Origin of the sequence: Actinoplanes sp. NPDC049598 (assembly GCF_040675435.1) — a bacterium.
Taxonomy (GTDB): domain Bacteria; phylum Actinomycetota; class Actinomycetes; order Mycobacteriales; family Micromonosporaceae; genus Actinoplanes.
In genome coordinates this window covers 162,685-178,164 of the sequence record NZ_JBFAOX010000007.1, presented here as the reverse complement: position 1 = coordinate 178,164, position 15,480 = coordinate 162,685, and the positions used below count along the sequence as shown (strand labels likewise).

Here is a 15,480-nt window from a genome sequence, read left to right as displayed (position 1 = left end):
CATGTCTCGTCCGGTGAGAGTGCACGAGGTACGCGTCGACGGGCAGCCCCTGATCTGCCGGCTGCACGGGCGCGGCCCGCTGTGTGTCGTGCACCCCTCCATGCCCGGCGGATACCTGCGCATGCCGCTGGCCGAACGCGAGCTGACCATGGCGTACCTGGACGGGCCCGCCTCGGCCGAGCACCTGCACGCCGTCATCGAGCATCTCGCCGGTGACCCGGTCTTCCTCCTCGGGCACGGGTCCGGCGGGTTCGCCGCCCAGAAGTACGCGCTGGCCCACCCCGACCGCCCGGCCGGCCTGATCCTCTACTCGACCGGCGCGGTGGCCGACGCCGCCGCGGCCCGGGACCGGCTCCGCGACTACGCGGTGGCCAACGCGTACGCGCCCGCCCTGGCCGCCTGGGACCGCCGCCGCCCCGAGGACCTCTTCCCGGCCTACTTCGCCGACTACTGGCGCCGGAAGGCCGAGTTCGAGCCGGTCCGCGACCGGATGCGGGCGTGGCCGCTGCCCGCGGCGCCCTTCGACGTCCGGGCCGCGCTGCCGTCCATCACGACGCCCACGCTGGTGCTGGCCGGCGCGCACGACCCGTTCTTCCCGCCCGCTGCGGCCGACACCCTGCACGACGGCATTCCCGGCGCCCGCCTCGCGGTCTTCCGGCACAGCGCTCACCTCGCGCACCTGGAGGAGTCGGAACGCTTCACCCACCTGCTGCTCGAATTCACCCGACGGCTCGCGGGACCCTATCGAGCCCCTCGCCGATGACCGCCGCGGCGATCAGGTCACGCGCCTCCTCGTCGGCACCGGCGGCCGCCCGGGCCGCGGCCAGCCCGCGCAGCGCGTGCGCCTCGCCCACGACGTCACCCTGCTCCCGGGCCGCGCGCAGGGCCACCCGCATCACATCCTCCCCATCCGGGCGGAACCCACACCGCTCCAGGTAGCCCCGCAGGGTCACGGCCAGCTGCCACGGCGCGATCCCACAGCCCGCCTCGGCCGCCAGCCGGACGACACCGGTCAGCACGTCACGGTGGAGGGCGAACCAGTCAAGAGCTTGGCCGTACGCGTCGAAGCGCTCAGCCACCACACCAGCCGCCGCCCGCGGCACCGCCACCGGGACCCCCGCCGGATCGAACACCCGCCCGGCCGCCACGCTGCTGTGCAGATAATGCTGAAGCAACCGGCACAACGCGGCCCGCCGCTCGGGCCGGGAGTCGGTGGTCCGGAGCAGCTCCCCCGCGTACTCCCTGATCACCCCCGGCGACGCAAACCGTCCACCCCGGTCGGCCCCCACCAGCGCCGCCCGCTCCAGCTCGGCCAGCTCCTCCCCCGTGCGCTCGGCATCCTGCCCCGCGAGACTCGCACAAGCGGCCACAGTCGCCCCCGGATACGGCACCAGCGACAAGAGCCGGAACAACCGGGCCGCCCCCGAACCGAGCCGCCGATAAGCCCAGCCGAAAACGCCGCCCGCCTCCCCCTCCTCGGGCCCCGCCGCCCAGACCGGCTCGCCCCTGTGCGACCCCGCCGGCCCGCCCGAGCCTGCCAGCCGAGCCGCCATCACCGTCAGCGCCAACGGCAGCCGCCCACACCGCTCGGCCACCTCATCCAGCATCCCGATCCCCCACTCCCCGCCGCCGAGATCCCGCCGGCCACCCTCGCGCGGACTCACCCCCGGCGCGCCCAAGCCCGTCGAGCCGGCATCTCGCGCGCCCGCCCCGTGCGCACCCACCTCCCCCTGACCGGCATCCCGCGCACCCGTCCATTGGCCGCCCGCCTCCCCCTGGCCGGCATCCCACGGGTCCGGCCCCGGCACGCCCACCTCCCCCTGGCGAGCACCTTGCGTATCGACCTCCCTCTCGCTCAACCCTCGCGTTGCGGCAAAGCGGGCGGGCGACTGGTCGCAGGCGCGGCGGGCGGTCAGGAGCTCCCGGGCCTCCGCGCGGCTGAGCGGCTCGAGCTCGAGCAGGCAGGCGCCGCTGGAGGCGGCCAGGCCGAGCAGGGGGCGCCGGCTCGTGATCAGCACGAGGCTGTCCGGCGAGTTCGGCAGCAACGGCCGGACCTGCGACGAGTCCCGGGCGTTGTCGAGCACCACGAGCAGCCGCCGCCCGGCGGTCAAGCCGTTGTAGGCGGCGACCCGCTCGTCGAAGGTGTCCGGGATCTCCGGCGCGCGGTCCCCGAGTCCGTAGAGCAGGGAACGCAACGCTTCTCCGGCCGGGACGCCGCCCTCGAGCCCTTGGTCTCCTCGCAGATCGAGGAAGAGCTGCCCGTCGCTGAAGTCGCCCGCCACCGCCTGCGCGAAGCGCGCCACGACGGCTGACTTGCCCACGCCGCCCACCCCGTCGACCGCGATCACCATCGGACCCGGGCGACCGCCGTCCCGCATCCCGGCATACAGGTCCTGAAGCAGACCCAGCTCGATCCGCCGCCCCACGAACAACGGCGGCTCCGGCGGCAGCTGACCCGAGCCCGGCCGCCACCGCGCGTCGCCCGCCGCCACCGTCACGGCCTGGGCGACGCCGGGCGCGGGCCGGCCCACAATGGGCATCGCTGGGACAAGGGGGGAAGCGCCGGGCACGGACGAGGCAGCGCTGGGGACGGGCGGGGCGACGCCGGGCACAGGCGGGGCGGCGGTGGGCGAGGTCGAGCGGTTGTGGGCCTTGTGCCACGCCGCGGTCAGGGCGGGCCCCGGCTCCAAGCCGAGTTCGGTGGTGAGCCGGTCGCGGATGGTGCGGTAGCGGGCCAGGGCCTCGGCCCGATGGCCGGCCGCGGCCAGGGTGGTGATCAGGGCGGTGTGCACCGGCTCGTGAAGGCGGCCGATGTCGGCTGCCATGCGCAGCGGGGGTAGCAGGTCGGCTGCGCGGCCGTGGCGGACGGCCAGGTCGGCGGCGGCGATGACGGTTTCGAAGAGTTCGGCGTCGACGGCGGCGAAGGCCGCCGCCGCGGTCGGGCTGTCGGCGAGGCCCTCACCGGCCGGGCCGCGGAAGTGATCCAGGGCCCGGCGATAGCCGTCGACGGTCGCGCCGGCCCGGGCGGCCGAGGCCAGGCGGCGGAACAGCGCCAGGTCGAGGGCCTCGTCGGGCAGCGCGAAGCGGTAGCCGGCCCCGTGCCGCAGCAGGTACGACCCGGCCGACCGGGGCGGCAGGCCGGGTTCGAGCAGGCGGCGCAGCACACCGACGTACTTGTGGATGACGTTGACCGCGCTGGCCGGCGGCTCAGTCCCCCAGAGCAGGCGGACCAGCTCGGTCACGCTGACCGGTCGCCCGGCCCGGATCAGGAGCAGGGCCAGCAGGCATCGCTGCTGGGGCGGCCCGCCGTCCACCTCGGCGCCGCCCCGCCACAATCGCAACGGACCGAGGACCTGCAGCCGAATCATGCCCGAAGTCAGCCAGAAACGAGTTGACGGCCAGTGGAGCCGCCCGGCCCCGCTGTCCACTAGTTGTTCAGTGCGGCTTTCTACGGTCCCGCGCTCCGCCGGGGGTTCGCCGCCGCCCTGGCCGAGGTGGACGTGCTGCTGACCGCGACCACCCCGCGACCGCCGTGCCGATCGCCGAGAGCGTCACCATGCGGCACAACGGCCGGTCGCTCGACACGTTCTCGACCTTCACCCGCTACACGTTCGGCGTCTCGATGACCGGGCTGCCCGCCCTGTCGCTGCCCGCCGGCGCCGGCGGGAACGGCCTGCCCGTGGGTGTGCAGCTGATCGGGAAGCCGTGGGACGAAGCCCGGCTCATCGAGGTCGGTCCAGCAATCGAGCAGCATCGTCCGCGCGCATAGCTGAGCCCACGGCGTACTCGGCGGCGAACTTCTCCTCGCCCAGCGCCGCCACCGCCAGCACCCGGGCCAGCGCGAGCTCCTCGGCGTCGTCCGGGTCCGGGATCTGGGCGGCGGCGGCGTACGCGCTGTCGGTCAGGCCGATGATCCGGGCCGCCGCCGCGTGGTCGCCGTCGGCGGTGGCCATCGCGGCCGCCCCGATGCCCAGGTGGGGAACGAACGAGCCGTACCCCGCCCGGCTGCGCGCGAACAGCTCGCGGGCCTGGTCGAGGTGGCCGAGCTTGAGCTCGGTGAAGGCCAGGTTGTAGGTCTCCGAGTTCACCATCTCGGGCTGCCCCAGCTCCTCGTTCAGCTCGATGCTGGCCCGATAGCGGACCCGCGCCTCGGCGTAGTCACCCGACATCCGCGCGACCGCGGCCAGCACGTGCCGCGGCCGCTCCTCGAGTCTCCGCTCGCCGGAGCTCACCGCCACGCCCAGGGCCTCCCGGGCCAGCTTCTCGGCCGCGGCCAGGTCGCCGCCGCGCAGGGCGACCCGCGCCGTCGCGTACAGCCCCTCGACCTCACCCCCCGGCTCCCCCGCCGCCCGCGCCCGTTCGATCTCGGCCCCGGCCAGCCGCAGGACCTCGTCGTTGTCGCCGCGCCGGAAGGCGCCCCGGATCTCGTTCTCGAACAGCAACCCGGTCACCGCCTCCAGGAAAGCCGCCGGCTCCTCGATCTGCCCGAAGTGGCCGCTGTGCTCCAGGATCACCAGCCGCGAGCCGGCGATCCCCTCGTGCAGCATCTCAGCCCAGCGCGGCCCGCAGATGAAATCGTGCCGCCCGGTCAGCACCACCGTGCGCGCCTTGATGGCCGGCAGGTCGGCCCGGTAGTCGACGTTGTTGCCGTCGAACCGCACCAGCCAGCTCCGGATGCCGTTCCGCAGCGGCTCGAACTCGGCCCGCCGCCCCCAGTAGTCGGCGAAGTAGACCGGCAGGACCGTCCGCATCGTGGCGGTCTTCTCCTCGTCGCTGGTCTCCGGGCTCGTGTCCGCGAAGGCCTCCGCGATCGCGACCGCCTCGGGCACGTCAGGAGAACGCAACGGGTAGGCCATCGCCGACGCCCGCCCGGCCGCCCAGAACTCGGGCGTGGTCACCGGTGTCGAGCTGTACAGCGCGAGCCCGGCCACCCGATCCGGGTAGCGGATCGCGAACCGCTGGGCCACCACCCCGCCGTGCGAGTGCCCGAGCAGGTGCACGCGGACGACGCCCAGGTGCTCGACCACGGCATGGAGAAAATCGACGTACGTGTCCACGTAGGTCGCGCCGGCCGGCAGGGGCCGCGAACCCCCGGTGCCGATCGGCTCGACGTACACCATGGTGAAGTGCTCTTCCAGCCGTTCCGAGCGCAGGTAGCTGTAGTCGACGCCGGGCCCGCCCGAGTGCGCGATCATCACGGGGCCCCGGCCGGCCACGTGGTAGACCTGCCGGACGCCGTCACGCATGAGGCTGTGCGTGCTCACCGCCGGTCCAGCCAGGCCAGGGTGTCCTCGGCCACGTCCCGCCAGCCGTGGTCGAACGGGGCGCTGTGGCCACGCTCGGCGTAGGTCATGAGGTCGGTGCGGGCGCTCGACGCGGCGTACAGCTTGTGGGCCCCCCGGACCACGACCGACGGCACCGTGTGGTCCCGGCCGTTGGCCACCAGAAGCAGCGGTCCGCGGTCGCCCCGAGCCGTGTCGACGGTGGTGGGCGCGTTCCGGGTGAAGTTGGCCGACGACGCCTCGAAGAGCGGGCGGCCCGGCCCCGGGATGGCCACCCGGCGGTAGAGCTCGGCCGACTCCTCGGCCGGCAGCGCGTTGCCGAAGGAGTAGCGGAACTGCTTCTCGGTCAGCGCCACCGCCTTGTGCTTGTTCGACGGCCGCGACAGCACCGGGAAGCTGGAGCGCAGCAGGCTGAACGGCAGCGCCCGGATCCCCTTGACCGGCGCCGGCGAGATCGCCACCACGGCCGCCGCCAGCCGGCGGTCGAGCAGTTTCTGGGCGACCAGGCCGCCGAAGGAGTGCCCGATCACGACGGGCGGCTGGTCGAGGCCGGCGATCACCTTGGCGTAGCCGTCGGTGATCTCTTCGACGCCCGGGCCGGCCAGCGCCTCCGGGTGGGCCCGCGTCTCGGCCACGGTGTCCGCGTCCCCGGGCCAGCCGGGTGCGAGCGGCGCGTAGCCCCTGCTCGCGAAGAGCTCCTGCCAGGGTTGCCAGGAGACGGAATGGATCCACAGTCCGTGGATGAAAACTACGGGCGTGCTCATGACCGGAAAGGTAGGCCGGCGCTCTGGACGAACAGTGAACGCCTACTGGACGGCAAGCCGGGTGAGCTGCCGCAACGGCGCCGAGGCGGCGATCGACTCGCGGATGAGGTCGTGCCGGAAGCGGAAGGCGTACGGGTCGTCCGGCACCCGCTCGATGAGCGCGAGCGCCTCCAGCGCCGCCAGCCGGGCGAGACAGACCCCGGCGTCCACCCCGGCCGCCCGGGCCAGCCGGCCGATCTCACCGTCGCCGCCCATCAGCGCGGCCGTCTGCAGCAGGTGCCGGGCGCCGTCGTCGAGGTCGGCCATCCGGCCCCGGACGACGTCGCGCACCGTCGGGGGCACGCCCACCCGGGCCGCCGCGTCGGCGGTGAGGACGCCCTCGTCGGCCAGCAGGCGGGACAGCTCGCGGGCCAGGAACGGGTTGCCGGCCGTACGGGCGTGGATGCGGCGGCCCACCCCGGGCCCGAGGTCGCGCCCGGTCTCCCGGCGCACCAGCTCGGCCACGTCCGCGGGGCCGAGCGGGCCGAGCCGGATCCGGCGGTGACCGGGATGCCGGGCCGCGGCGGCCAGCAGGCGCGACAGCGCGGGCGCGGGCTCGGGTGCTCGGTCCCGCAGCGCGCCGACGATCACCGTGCCGGCCGGCGCCGCGGCCGCCACGTGGCTGAACAGCTCCAGCGAACCGGCATCGGCCCAGTGCAGATCATCGAGCACGAGCATCACCGGCCGGTCGGCCGAGACGCGCCCGATCAACGCCACCACCTGCTCGAACAGGCGGAACCGGGCGCACTCACCGGCCGGCGTCACGAGCTGGCGCCATCTCTCGCGCTCCGCGGCGGGCAGGCTCTCCACCAGCGCGGCGGTCACCTGCGTCCACGGCCACATCGACGGCGTCCCCTCGCCCTCCAGGCAATGTCCCCACACGACCAGCGCGCCGGCCCGCCCGGCCCGCTCCGCCGCCTCCTCCAGCACCGAGGTCTTGCCGACTCCGGGCTCGCCCTGCACCACCACGAGCCCGCGGCCGTCGCGGACCGCCCCGTCGAGCACGGCGAGCTCCCGGGCCCGCCCGACCGGCCCGGTCATCACCGGCGCCGGCTGGGGCCGGTGGGTCACGGACCGGTTCAGCACCTGCCGGTACGCCCGTTGAAGCGCAGCCCCCGGCTCGACGCCGAGCTCCTCGGCCAGACGGCCGCGCACCGTCGCGTACACCGACAGCGCCTGGGCCGGCCGCCCCGCCGCCCCGAGCGCGGCGACCAGGCTCGTCTGGACCGGCTCGTGCAGCGGCGCCATAGTCGCCGCCAGCTGCAGCGGCCCCAGCACCCGATCGGCCCGCCCGAGCGCCACGGCCAGATCCGCCGCCTTCACGCAGGCGTCGAAGAACTCGCCGTCGATCCCCGCGAAGATCGACATGGCCGCCGTCCCCCCGGCCAGCCCGTCGCCGGCCGGCCCGCGCCAGAGCCCCAGCGCCGTCAGGTGGTGCTCCAGCGCCTCTGCCCCCGACCGGTCCCGGGCCCGGTTCACGTGGTGCCGGAAGGCCGCGAGGTCGAGCATGGCCGGCCCGGCCTCGAGCTGGTAGCCGGTGCCGCGCCGCAGCAGGTGCGACCCGGCCTCGCGGGCGGGCAGACCCGGCTCCAGGATGTGGCGCAGCGAGCCCACGTACTTGTGGATGACGTTGACCGCGCTGGCCGGCGCGTCCTGGGCCCAGATGAGCTCGATCAGGTCGCCGGTGCTGACCGGCCGCCCGGCCCGCGACAGCAGCAGGGCCAGCAGGTACGCCTGCTGCCGGGGCCCGGCCTCGACCTCCGTGTCCCCCCGCCACACCCGCAGCGGCCCGAGGATCTGCAGGCGCACCGGCCCGCCGGCTCCGGCGCGCTTCTCGACGCCGGTCGTGCTGGTGAAGACGGACACGCTCGTCATCCCCCCGATCGATGTCCCGGATGGAGCGCTCCCAGCCTAGGAGCGCGGACCCACGCGAACATCTGTCATTAGTCGACATCGGGAGTGACGCCCGCCGCTCATTGCCGTTCGGCGGTGAACTCCGTCCAGGTCTCGATGACGCGGAAGCCCATCGAGCGGTACAGCGGCCGACCGGCCGCCGAGGGGTGCAGGTAGGCCTCGGCGGCGCCGGTACGGAAGGCGTCGGCCAGGACCCGGGCCGTCATGGCCCGGCCGAGGCCGCGGGAACGGGCGGACGGGACGACGGTGATGTTGAAGACGCCGACCACGTCCGGGCCGCACACGCCGAGGCCGGTGGCGACCGGGTGGCCGTCAAGCTCGGCCAGGTAGCCGGTCCAGCCGGGCTGGTCGAGCACTCCCCCGCCCATCAGCGACCCGAACAGGCCCGCCGGCGCCTCGAAGCCGGCCGTCAGCGCCTCGGTGTACTCGTCGGCGCGGTCCGAGCCGACCGCCACGATGGACGCCCCCGGGGCGTCGAGGACGGCGTCCCGGGCGGCGCAGACCATCAGCGGCAGGGCGCCGCGGGCGGTCAGCCCGTGCCGGGCCGCGAGGCCCGCCGCCGCGTCGGCCGCGCCCATGCGGACCACGATCGACCACGGCACGCCGAGCGCGCCGACCGCCCGGGCCATCTCGTCCAGCGCCTCGAGGTCGGGGTCGCCGTCGACGCTGTAGGCCGCGTTCAGCGACGCCGTCCCGGCCCCGGTCACGACCGCGCCCGTGTTGCCCCGCTCGGTCTGCCAGCCCTTCGGGGTGGTGCGGGCCAACTGCTGCACGGCGGCGGCCCACGCGGCCGCCATCCGGTCGGGAAGCAAGTTCATCACCGGCCCGACGTTAGAAGGCCGGGGTGGACAAACTCTTTATCCGGTCACCGAGGTCGCGCATCCCGGCCTGCATGTGCCGGGGACCGCCGCCCTGGAACCGTTCCAGGACCTCGCTCGCCTGCCGGTACGCCGCCCGCGCCCCGTCCCGGTCGCCCATGGTGAGCAGCAGCTCGGCCAGGCGGCGGAAGGCCTCGAAATGGTACGGCCCCTGCCCGACCGAGCGGGCCGCCTCGACCGCCCGCCGCAGCTCGTGGACCCCGTCCCCGGTGCGCCCGAGCGCCACCAGGTTGTCGGCGATCGCCACCCGGATCATCGCCTCGACGTGCCGCCGCCCACAGTGGAGGTTCAGGTCGAGGGCCTGGTCCAGCGCCGCGGCCGCCTCGTCGTGGCGGCCGAGCCGGGTGAGCGCCTTGCCCATGTACCCGAGGCCCAGACTCAGCGTCTCCGACTTCTCGCTGCCGGCCGCGCGGCACAGCCGTACCGCTGTCTCGGCGCACTCCAGCGCCCGCCGGTCGTCACCCAGGGCCGAGTGCACGGAGTAGAAGTTGATGTACGTGAGGGCCTGTTCCAGCAGCATCCCCCGGCTCACGTAGACCTCCAGGGCGGCCGAGAGCAGGGCCAGGGCCTCCTCGTTGGCCCCGAAGAACCAGCGCGCCCCGGCCAGGCTGCGCAGCACGTGGGCCTCGCCGATCACGTCGTCCTGCTCGCGCGCGGCCCGCAGCGCGGTCCGCATGACGTCCTCCCAGTCCTGGAAGTAGCCGAACCACTCGAAGTACTGCTGCATGGTCAGGGCCAGCTGCCACGGGACGATGCCACGGCCCCGGTCGGCCGCCACCCGGACCGCCTCCTCGAGCACGGCACGGTGCCGCGCGAACCAGGCGATGCCCTCGTCGTACGAGGCGGGCCGCTCCGGCGTCACCCCGGGCGCGGCCGGCCCGGGCGGGATCGGCGGCCGGACGGGTTCGAGCACGACCTGCGCGTTGAAGCTGCTGTGCAGGTAGTACTGCAGCAGCCGGCTCGCCGCGGCCTCCCGCTCGCTCTCCTCGATCAGCTCCCCCGCGTACGCCCGGACGAGGACATGCGACGTGAAGCAGCCTTCCTCGTTCTCCGCCACCAGGGCCGCCTCGGTCAGCTCGGCCAGCTCGGCCCGGGTCCGCGCCACGTCGTGCCCGGACAGGGCGGCGCACGCCTCGAGCGTGATGCCCGGGGTCAGCGCCACCGACAGCAGCCGGAACAGCCGCGCCGCCGCCGGGCTCAGCTGGCGATAGGACCACGAGAAGGCGGTCCGCGGATCGGTCACCCCGCGCCCCTCGGGAAAGGCCTCCAGGCGCCGGGCGCCGTCGCGCAGCTCGGCGGCGACGGTCTTCAGAGACAACTGCGGCCGTACGCTGAGACGCGCGGCCAGAATCGCCAGGGCCAGCGGCAGCCGGCCGCAGAGCTCGACGATCTCGTCCAGGGTGGCCCGGTCGTCGCCCGCCCCGGCCCGGCTGGGCAGGGTGGCGAGCCGGGTCGTGAGGATCTCGCGGGCGTCCGGCAGATCCGGCACGTACGCCCGGTAGAGCCGGGCCCCGTCCGAGGCGGCCAGCCCGACCAGCGGCCCGCGGCTGGTGATCAGCACCAGGCTGTCGGCCGAGTTGGGCAGCAGCGGGCGCACCTGGGACGCGTCGCGCACGTCGTCCAGCATGAGCAGCATCCGCTTGCCGGCGGTCAGGCTGCGGTACGCCCCGACGAGCGCGTCGAAGGTGTCCGGGACCTCCGCGGCCCGCAGCCCCAGCGCGTACAGCAGGGATCTGAGGGCCTCGGGCGCCGGGAGACCGAGGCCCGAGTTGCCCCGCAGGTCGAGGTAGAGCTGCCCGTCGGTGAAGTCGCTCGCGACCCGGTGGGCGAAGTGGGTGACGATGGTCGACTTGCCGACGCCGCCCATGCCGTCCACGGCGACCACCATCGGGCTGGTCCGGCGGGCCGCGCGCATGTCGGCGAACAGGTTGCGCAGCACGGTCAGCTCCTGCGTGCGCCCGACGAACATCGGCTGGTCGGGCGGCAGCTGGGCCGGCCGCATGAGCGGGGCCGCCCCCTCGGCCGGGGACGCCACTTCCTCGGCCGGAGGCGCCACGGATTGCGTCAGCACCCGCTGCTGAGCCTCCTGCAACTCCCGGCCGGGGTCGATGCCCAGCTCGTCGGCGAGGCGCTCGCGGATGCTGCGGTAGGCGTCGAGCGCCTCGGCCTGGTGCCCGGCCGCGGCCAGCGTCGTGATCAGGGCCGCGTGCACCGGCTCGTGCATGCGGCCCATCCGGGCGGCCAGCCGAAGCGCGGGCAGCACCCGGGCCGCATGCCCGGTGGCGACGGCGAGCCCGGCGGCGGCCACGGCCGCGTCGAAGAACTCGCCGTCGATGCCGGCGAAGGTGGCGGTCGCGCCGGCGCTGTCGCCCAGGGTGTCCCCGGCCGGGCCCTGGCCGTGACGAAGCGCCTCGACGTAGTGGTCGAGGGCGCTCCGCGGCTCGGGGTCGGCCTTGGCCCGGGCCACCGACAGGCGGAACGCGGCCAGGTCGAGCGTCTCGGGGCCGGCCGAGAAGCGATAGCCGGTGTCGTGCCGGGTCAGGTACGACCCGGCCGAGCGCGGCGTCAGGCCGGGCTCCAGCAGGCGGCGCAGCGCTCCCACGTACTTGTGGATGACGTTGACCGCGCTCGGCGGCGGGGCCGGCCCCCACATCAGGTCGATCAGGTCGGCCATGCTGACCGGCCGGCCCTCGTTCGCGGCGAGCAGCGCCAGCAGGCACCGCTGCTGGCGCGGGCCGGCGTCGAGCTCGGTGTCGCCGCGCCAGACCCGCAGGGGACCCATGATCTGCAGGCGCACCGAGCTCCTTTCCGCATCAACCTCGTAACCCGGCGAGTATCCGGGCGAGCTCTTCATTCCGAGTGAATCGGCACTGAATCGGACGCGGCCGTCGGCGGCGCCGCCGCGACCTCCCGCCAGAAGCCGATCATCATGTCCTGCAGCCGCAGCCCGACCTCGAGCGTGGCCCGCTGGGGCGAGCCGGGCCGGAGCCGGCCGGTCAGCTCCTGATACTCGGCGAGGCGGCACTCGTGGTTCCTGATCTGTTCGGCCGCCAGCCGGCCGATCGAGCCGGCCACGTCGTCCTCGGCCGCGCTCTGGAAGAAGAGCCGGAGCAGCCCCTCGTCGTGGATCTCGGTGATGGCCCCGGTCGGGGTGGCCAGCCACCGGCTCAGCTCGGCCCGCCCCTCGCCGGTCAGCGACAGGGTGCGCCGGCGGCGGCCGTCGTTCTCCTGCCGCTCGGCGATCAGGCCGCGCCGCACCAGCCGGTCGGCCTCCGCGTAGAGCTGGGAGCGGGGGAAGACCCAGAAATAGCCGATGCTCTGCCGGATGCGCTGGTCCAGCTCGTACGGCGTGGCGCCGTCGTGCCGGCTCAGCAGGCCGAGCACGACGTAGGCGCTGACGGGGAGGGCGGTGGCCACGGGCAGGCTCCAGACGTCTCATATTACAGGTTGGAACATCTGGACTGTACCTTCAGATTTGGCGATCGCCCAGGAACAGGCCGGCCTCGCGGCCTATCGAGAGCTCGTACGCCTTCTCGGCGGCGGCCCGGACCATCTCGGGCGGCCGCCCCTGCGCTGCCAGCACCCGCGCCCGCAGCAGAAGCAGCAGGCCCTCGGCGTAGCGCTGACCGAACGCGTCGAGGCAATGGTCGGCCCGGTCCAGGGCGGCGGCCGCCCGGTCCGGGGCCCCGGCCGCCAGCAGCATCTCGGCCAGCAGCCCGTACCAGGTCGAGACGCACGAGCGCGGCGGGTCGAGCAGCATCGTCGTGATCAGCTGCTCGGCCTCGGCCGCTGCCGCGGCCGGGTCGTGTCCGGTCACGGCCAGCGCCCAGCACCGGCCCAGCCGCTGGTAGGTGCCGAGGAAGCGGAACGAGAAGTCCGGGTCGACGGCGATGCCGCGGCGGGCCGCCCGCAGCGCCCGGTCCGGCTCCCCGGTCAGCACGGCGATGCGCACCGAGAAGGTGGCCCAGACCGTGACCACGTACGGGTCGTCGCCCATGACCGCCTCCAGCGCGTCGATCTGCGACCACGCCGTCGCCGGATCGCCGTGCACGGCGGTCGTCTCGGCGAACATCACCGCCGACAGCAGCTGGAAATCGTGCCGCATCGGATCGTCCTCGCGCCGCGGCCGGCGCCGGTCGCAGCGGCTCAGCCAGCGGAACGCCTCGCCGATGTCGCCCACGCTCCAGAGGTAGATGCCCCACGCATGCCGGCCGTACTCACGCAGGACCGGGTCGGCCGACGTCTCGCCCTCCTCGAGCAGGCGGCGGGCCAGCTTCCCGCCGGCGTCGAGGTCGAGACCCTGGGCCAGGGCGGCCCAGCGCGAGAACAGGAAGTCGGCCGCGGCCCGGTCCCGGCCCAGCTCCCGGGCCAGCCGCTCCGCCCGTTCCAGCCGCTCGAGATCCACCGCGCCGTACATCGACCGCATGCCGGCGACCGCGATGAGCTCGGCCAGGGCCGCCAGCTCGAGCTCGGCCCGCCCGGCCGACCGCGCGGCCTGGGCGGCCCGCCCCAGATGCCGCTCGGCCGCCTCCAGCGCCGACTTCGCGATCGCCCGGCGGCCGGCCCGGACCAGCGCGCTCGCGGTCCGGGCGGGATCGGCCAGCGGGCCGGCCGACCAGAGATGATGGGCGAGACGCTCGGCGGCCGGAGCACCGCGTTCCAGCGCATCGGCGATCCGCAGGTGCAGTGGGCCGGCCCGGTGTGGCGGCATCGTCTCGGAGACCGACTCGCGGACCAGGTCGTGCGCGAACCGCAACGGCTCCCGCGTCAGCAGCCCCAGCGCCTCCACCGGCTCCAGTCGTTCGAGACAGGCCCCGACCTCGAGCCCGGCCACCGCGGCCAGCACCGGAAGGTCGATGTCGCGCCCGATCAGCGCGGCCACCCGCAGCAACTCCCGCGATTCGCCGCACAGGCCGGCCATCCGGTCCCGGACCACATCCCGCACGGTCGACGGCACCCCGCCGCCGGCCTCGACCTGGAACCGGGACAACTCCCGGGCGAAGAACGGATTCCCGCCCGTACGCGCGTGCAGCCGCCGGACGGCCGCCGCATCGAGCTCCCGGCCCGTCTCCCGGCGGACCAGCTCGGCCACCTCGGCCGGGCTGAACGGGCCGAGGTGGATGCGGCGGAGCCCGGGCACCCGGCTGACCGCGGCCAGCATGCGCGACAGCTCGGGGCCGGGTGCCGGCGCGCGGTCCCGCATCGCCCCGGCCACCGCCACCCGCGCCGGCAGGCGCTGGGCCAGGTGGGTGAGCATCCGCAGCGACGCCTCGTCCGCCCACTGAAGATCGTCGAGCAGCAGCAGCACCGGCCGCGCCGCCGCGACGTGGCCGGCGAGCGCGACGATCCGCTCGAACAGCCGGAACTGGCTCCCGGCATCCGGCCCGGGCGCCACCGCGGCACCCGGCCCGACGGCGCCCTTGCGGCCCGGCTCGATGGCGCCCTTCCGGACCGGCTCGATGGCGTCCTCGCTCGGCTCGATCAGGCGGCTCAGCTCTCCCGCGAGCCAGCCCGGTCGTTCGGCCGCGGGCAACTCGGCCAGCAGCCGGCCGATCGACTGCACCCACGGCCACATGGCCGGCATCCCCCGATCGTCCGGGCACGAGGCGAGGACGACGGCCAGACCCTCCCGCGCAGCCATGGCCGCGGCCTCTTCGATGAGCCAGGTCTTCCCGGCCCCCGGCTCGCCCTCGACCACGACCAGACCGGTGCCGCCGGCCCGGGCCGACTCGACCGCCCGGCCCAGCACCGCGAACTCCTCGGCCCGGCCGATCAGCCCGGGCGGCGGGCCGGGCGCGGGCCGGGTCAGCCGCCGGTGCACGTCCCGCAGCGCCGGGCCGGGATCGATCCCGAGCTGGTCGGCGAGTCGTTCGCGGACGGCCTCGTAGGCGGCGAGCGCCTCGGCCCGGTGGCCGGCGGCGTCGAGGACCGAGATCAGTCCGGCGTGGACGGGCTCGTGCAGCGGCCCCGTCGACGCGGCCAACCGCAGCGCCGGCAGAACCGCCTCCGGACGGCCCACCGTGATCGCCAGCTCGGCCGCCTCGGCGCAGACCCCGTGGAACTCCTCGTCCAGCGCCGCGAAGACCGGCCCCGGACTCAAGCCCTCGCCGGCCTGCCCCTTCCACAGCGCCAGCGCGCCGAGATAGTCGTCGAGCGCCGCCTCGGGCCGCCGCCCGGCCAGCTCGGCCCGGGCCCGCCGCACGAGTCCGCGGAAGGTCGTCAGGTCCAAGGTGGCCGAGACGGCGGTGAACAGATAGCTGGTCCCCCGGCGATGCAGGTGCGAGCCGGCCCCACGGTTCGGCACCGACGGTTCGAGCAGCCGCCGCAGCGCGCCCACGTACTTGTGGATGACGTTGAGCGCGGTCGCCGGCGCCTGCTCGCCCCAGATCAGATCGACCAGCTCGGCCGTGCTGATCGGCTGCCCCTCCCGGGCCAGCAGGACCCCGAGCAGGTACGCCTGCTGCCGCGGCCCCGGTTGCAGCTCGGCGCCGCCCCGCCAGAGCCGCAACGGCCCGAGGATCTCCAGACGCAAAGACTCAGTCATCTCGGCCCACGCTAGGAAGACCCAGTGGACGGCTTGTGTACAGCTTGTTGACGCGACGG

At 74.9% G+C, this 15,480-nt stretch carries 10 protein-coding genes; 2 read left to right on the top strand and 8 right to left on the bottom strand.

Translation table 11 applies throughout. The features are described from left to right. The first annotated feature begins 1 nt into the window (after position 1). A complete protein-coding gene (locus AB0J66_RS18395) occupies positions 2 to 763 on the top strand; it encodes an alpha/beta hydrolase (RefSeq protein WP_364661625.1) in 762 nt (253 codons plus the stop codon). Here the strand turns inward: AB0J66_RS18395 and AB0J66_RS18390 are convergent. Then, complete coding sequence (locus tag AB0J66_RS18390; RefSeq protein ID WP_364661622.1) at positions 720 to 3,368, bottom strand: BTAD domain-containing putative transcriptional regulator; 2,649 nt, start codon at positions 3,366 to 3,368, stop codon at positions 720 to 722. The genes AB0J66_RS18395 and AB0J66_RS18390 overlap by 44 nt on opposite strands. Positions 3,369 to 3,532: 164 nt before the next feature. On the opposite strand from AB0J66_RS18390, the gene AB0J66_RS18385 reads away from it, so the two are divergent. Then, a complete protein-coding gene (locus AB0J66_RS18385; protein ID WP_364661619.1) occupies positions 3,533 to 3,769 on the top strand; it encodes an amidase family protein in 237 nt (78 codons plus the stop codon). Here AB0J66_RS18385 and AB0J66_RS18380 read toward each other — a convergent pair. The 7 genes from AB0J66_RS18380 to AB0J66_RS18350 form a co-directional block, all read right to left on the bottom strand. After that, a complete protein-coding gene (locus tag AB0J66_RS18380; RefSeq protein ID WP_364661617.1) occupies positions 3,723 to 5,264 on the bottom strand; it encodes an alpha/beta fold hydrolase in 1,542 nt (513 codons plus the stop codon). The two genes, AB0J66_RS18385 and AB0J66_RS18380, sit on opposite strands and share 47 nt — an antisense overlap. Further along, positions 5,261 to 6,046: an alpha/beta fold hydrolase gene (locus AB0J66_RS18375; RefSeq protein WP_364661614.1), complete on the bottom strand. Its 786-nt coding sequence runs from the start codon at positions 6,044 to 6,046 to the stop codon at positions 5,261 to 5,263. Before AB0J66_RS18375 ends, AB0J66_RS18380 begins: the two co-directional genes overlap by 4 nt. A 42-nt stretch (positions 6,047 to 6,088) precedes the next feature. Next, positions 6,089 to 7,960, bottom strand: coding sequence for a BTAD domain-containing putative transcriptional regulator (locus AB0J66_RS18370; RefSeq protein ID WP_364661611.1), 1,872 nt, complete (start codon positions 7,958 to 7,960; stop codon positions 6,089 to 6,091). A 98-nt stretch (positions 7,961 to 8,058) separates the two neighbouring features. Further along, complete coding sequence (locus tag AB0J66_RS18365; protein WP_364662178.1) at positions 8,059 to 8,817, bottom strand: GNAT family N-acetyltransferase; 759 nt, start codon at positions 8,815 to 8,817, stop codon at positions 8,059 to 8,061. Between the two features lie 13 nt (positions 8,818 to 8,830). Beyond that, complete coding sequence (locus tag AB0J66_RS18360; RefSeq protein WP_364661609.1) at positions 8,831 to 11,674, bottom strand: BTAD domain-containing putative transcriptional regulator; 2,844 nt, start codon at positions 11,672 to 11,674, stop codon at positions 8,831 to 8,833. A 53-nt stretch (positions 11,675 to 11,727) separates the two neighbouring features. Continuing rightward, positions 11,728 to 12,294: a PadR family transcriptional regulator gene (locus AB0J66_RS18355; protein WP_364661608.1), complete on the bottom strand. Its 567-nt coding sequence runs from the start codon at positions 12,292 to 12,294 to the stop codon at positions 11,728 to 11,730. A 52-nt stretch (positions 12,295 to 12,346) separates the two neighbouring features. Then, positions 12,347 to 15,421 carry a BTAD domain-containing putative transcriptional regulator gene (locus tag AB0J66_RS18350; RefSeq protein WP_364661607.1) on the bottom strand — a complete coding sequence of 1,025 codons (3,075 nt, stop codon included), beginning with the start codon at positions 15,419 to 15,421 and terminating at the stop codon, positions 12,347 to 12,349. Positions 15,422 to 15,480: the final 59 nt, after the last annotated feature.

Bases quoted from the DNA above. Each gene is read 5' to 3' on its own strand.
- AB0J66_RS18395 (WP_364661625.1), top strand. From the start codon at position 2: ATGTCTCGTCCGGTGAGAGTGCACGAGGTACGCGTCGACGGGCAGCCC.
- AB0J66_RS18390 (WP_364661622.1), bottom strand. From the start codon at position 3,368: ATGATTCGGCTGCAGGTCCTCGGTCCGTTGCGATTGTGGCGGGGCGGC.
- AB0J66_RS18375 (WP_364661614.1), bottom strand. From the start codon at position 6,046: ATGAGCACGCCCGTAGTTTTCATCCACGGACTGTGGATCCATTCCGTC.
- AB0J66_RS18370 (WP_364661611.1), bottom strand. From the start codon at position 7,960: ATGACGAGCGTGTCCGTCTTCACCAGCACGACCGGCGTCGAGAAGCGC.
- AB0J66_RS18365 (WP_364662178.1), bottom strand. From the start codon at position 8,817: ATGAACTTGCTTCCCGACCGGATGGCGGCCGCGTGGGCCGCCGCCGTG.
- AB0J66_RS18350 (WP_364661607.1), bottom strand. From the start codon at position 15,421: ATGACTGAGTCTTTGCGTCTGGAGATCCTCGGGCCGTTGCGGCTCTGG.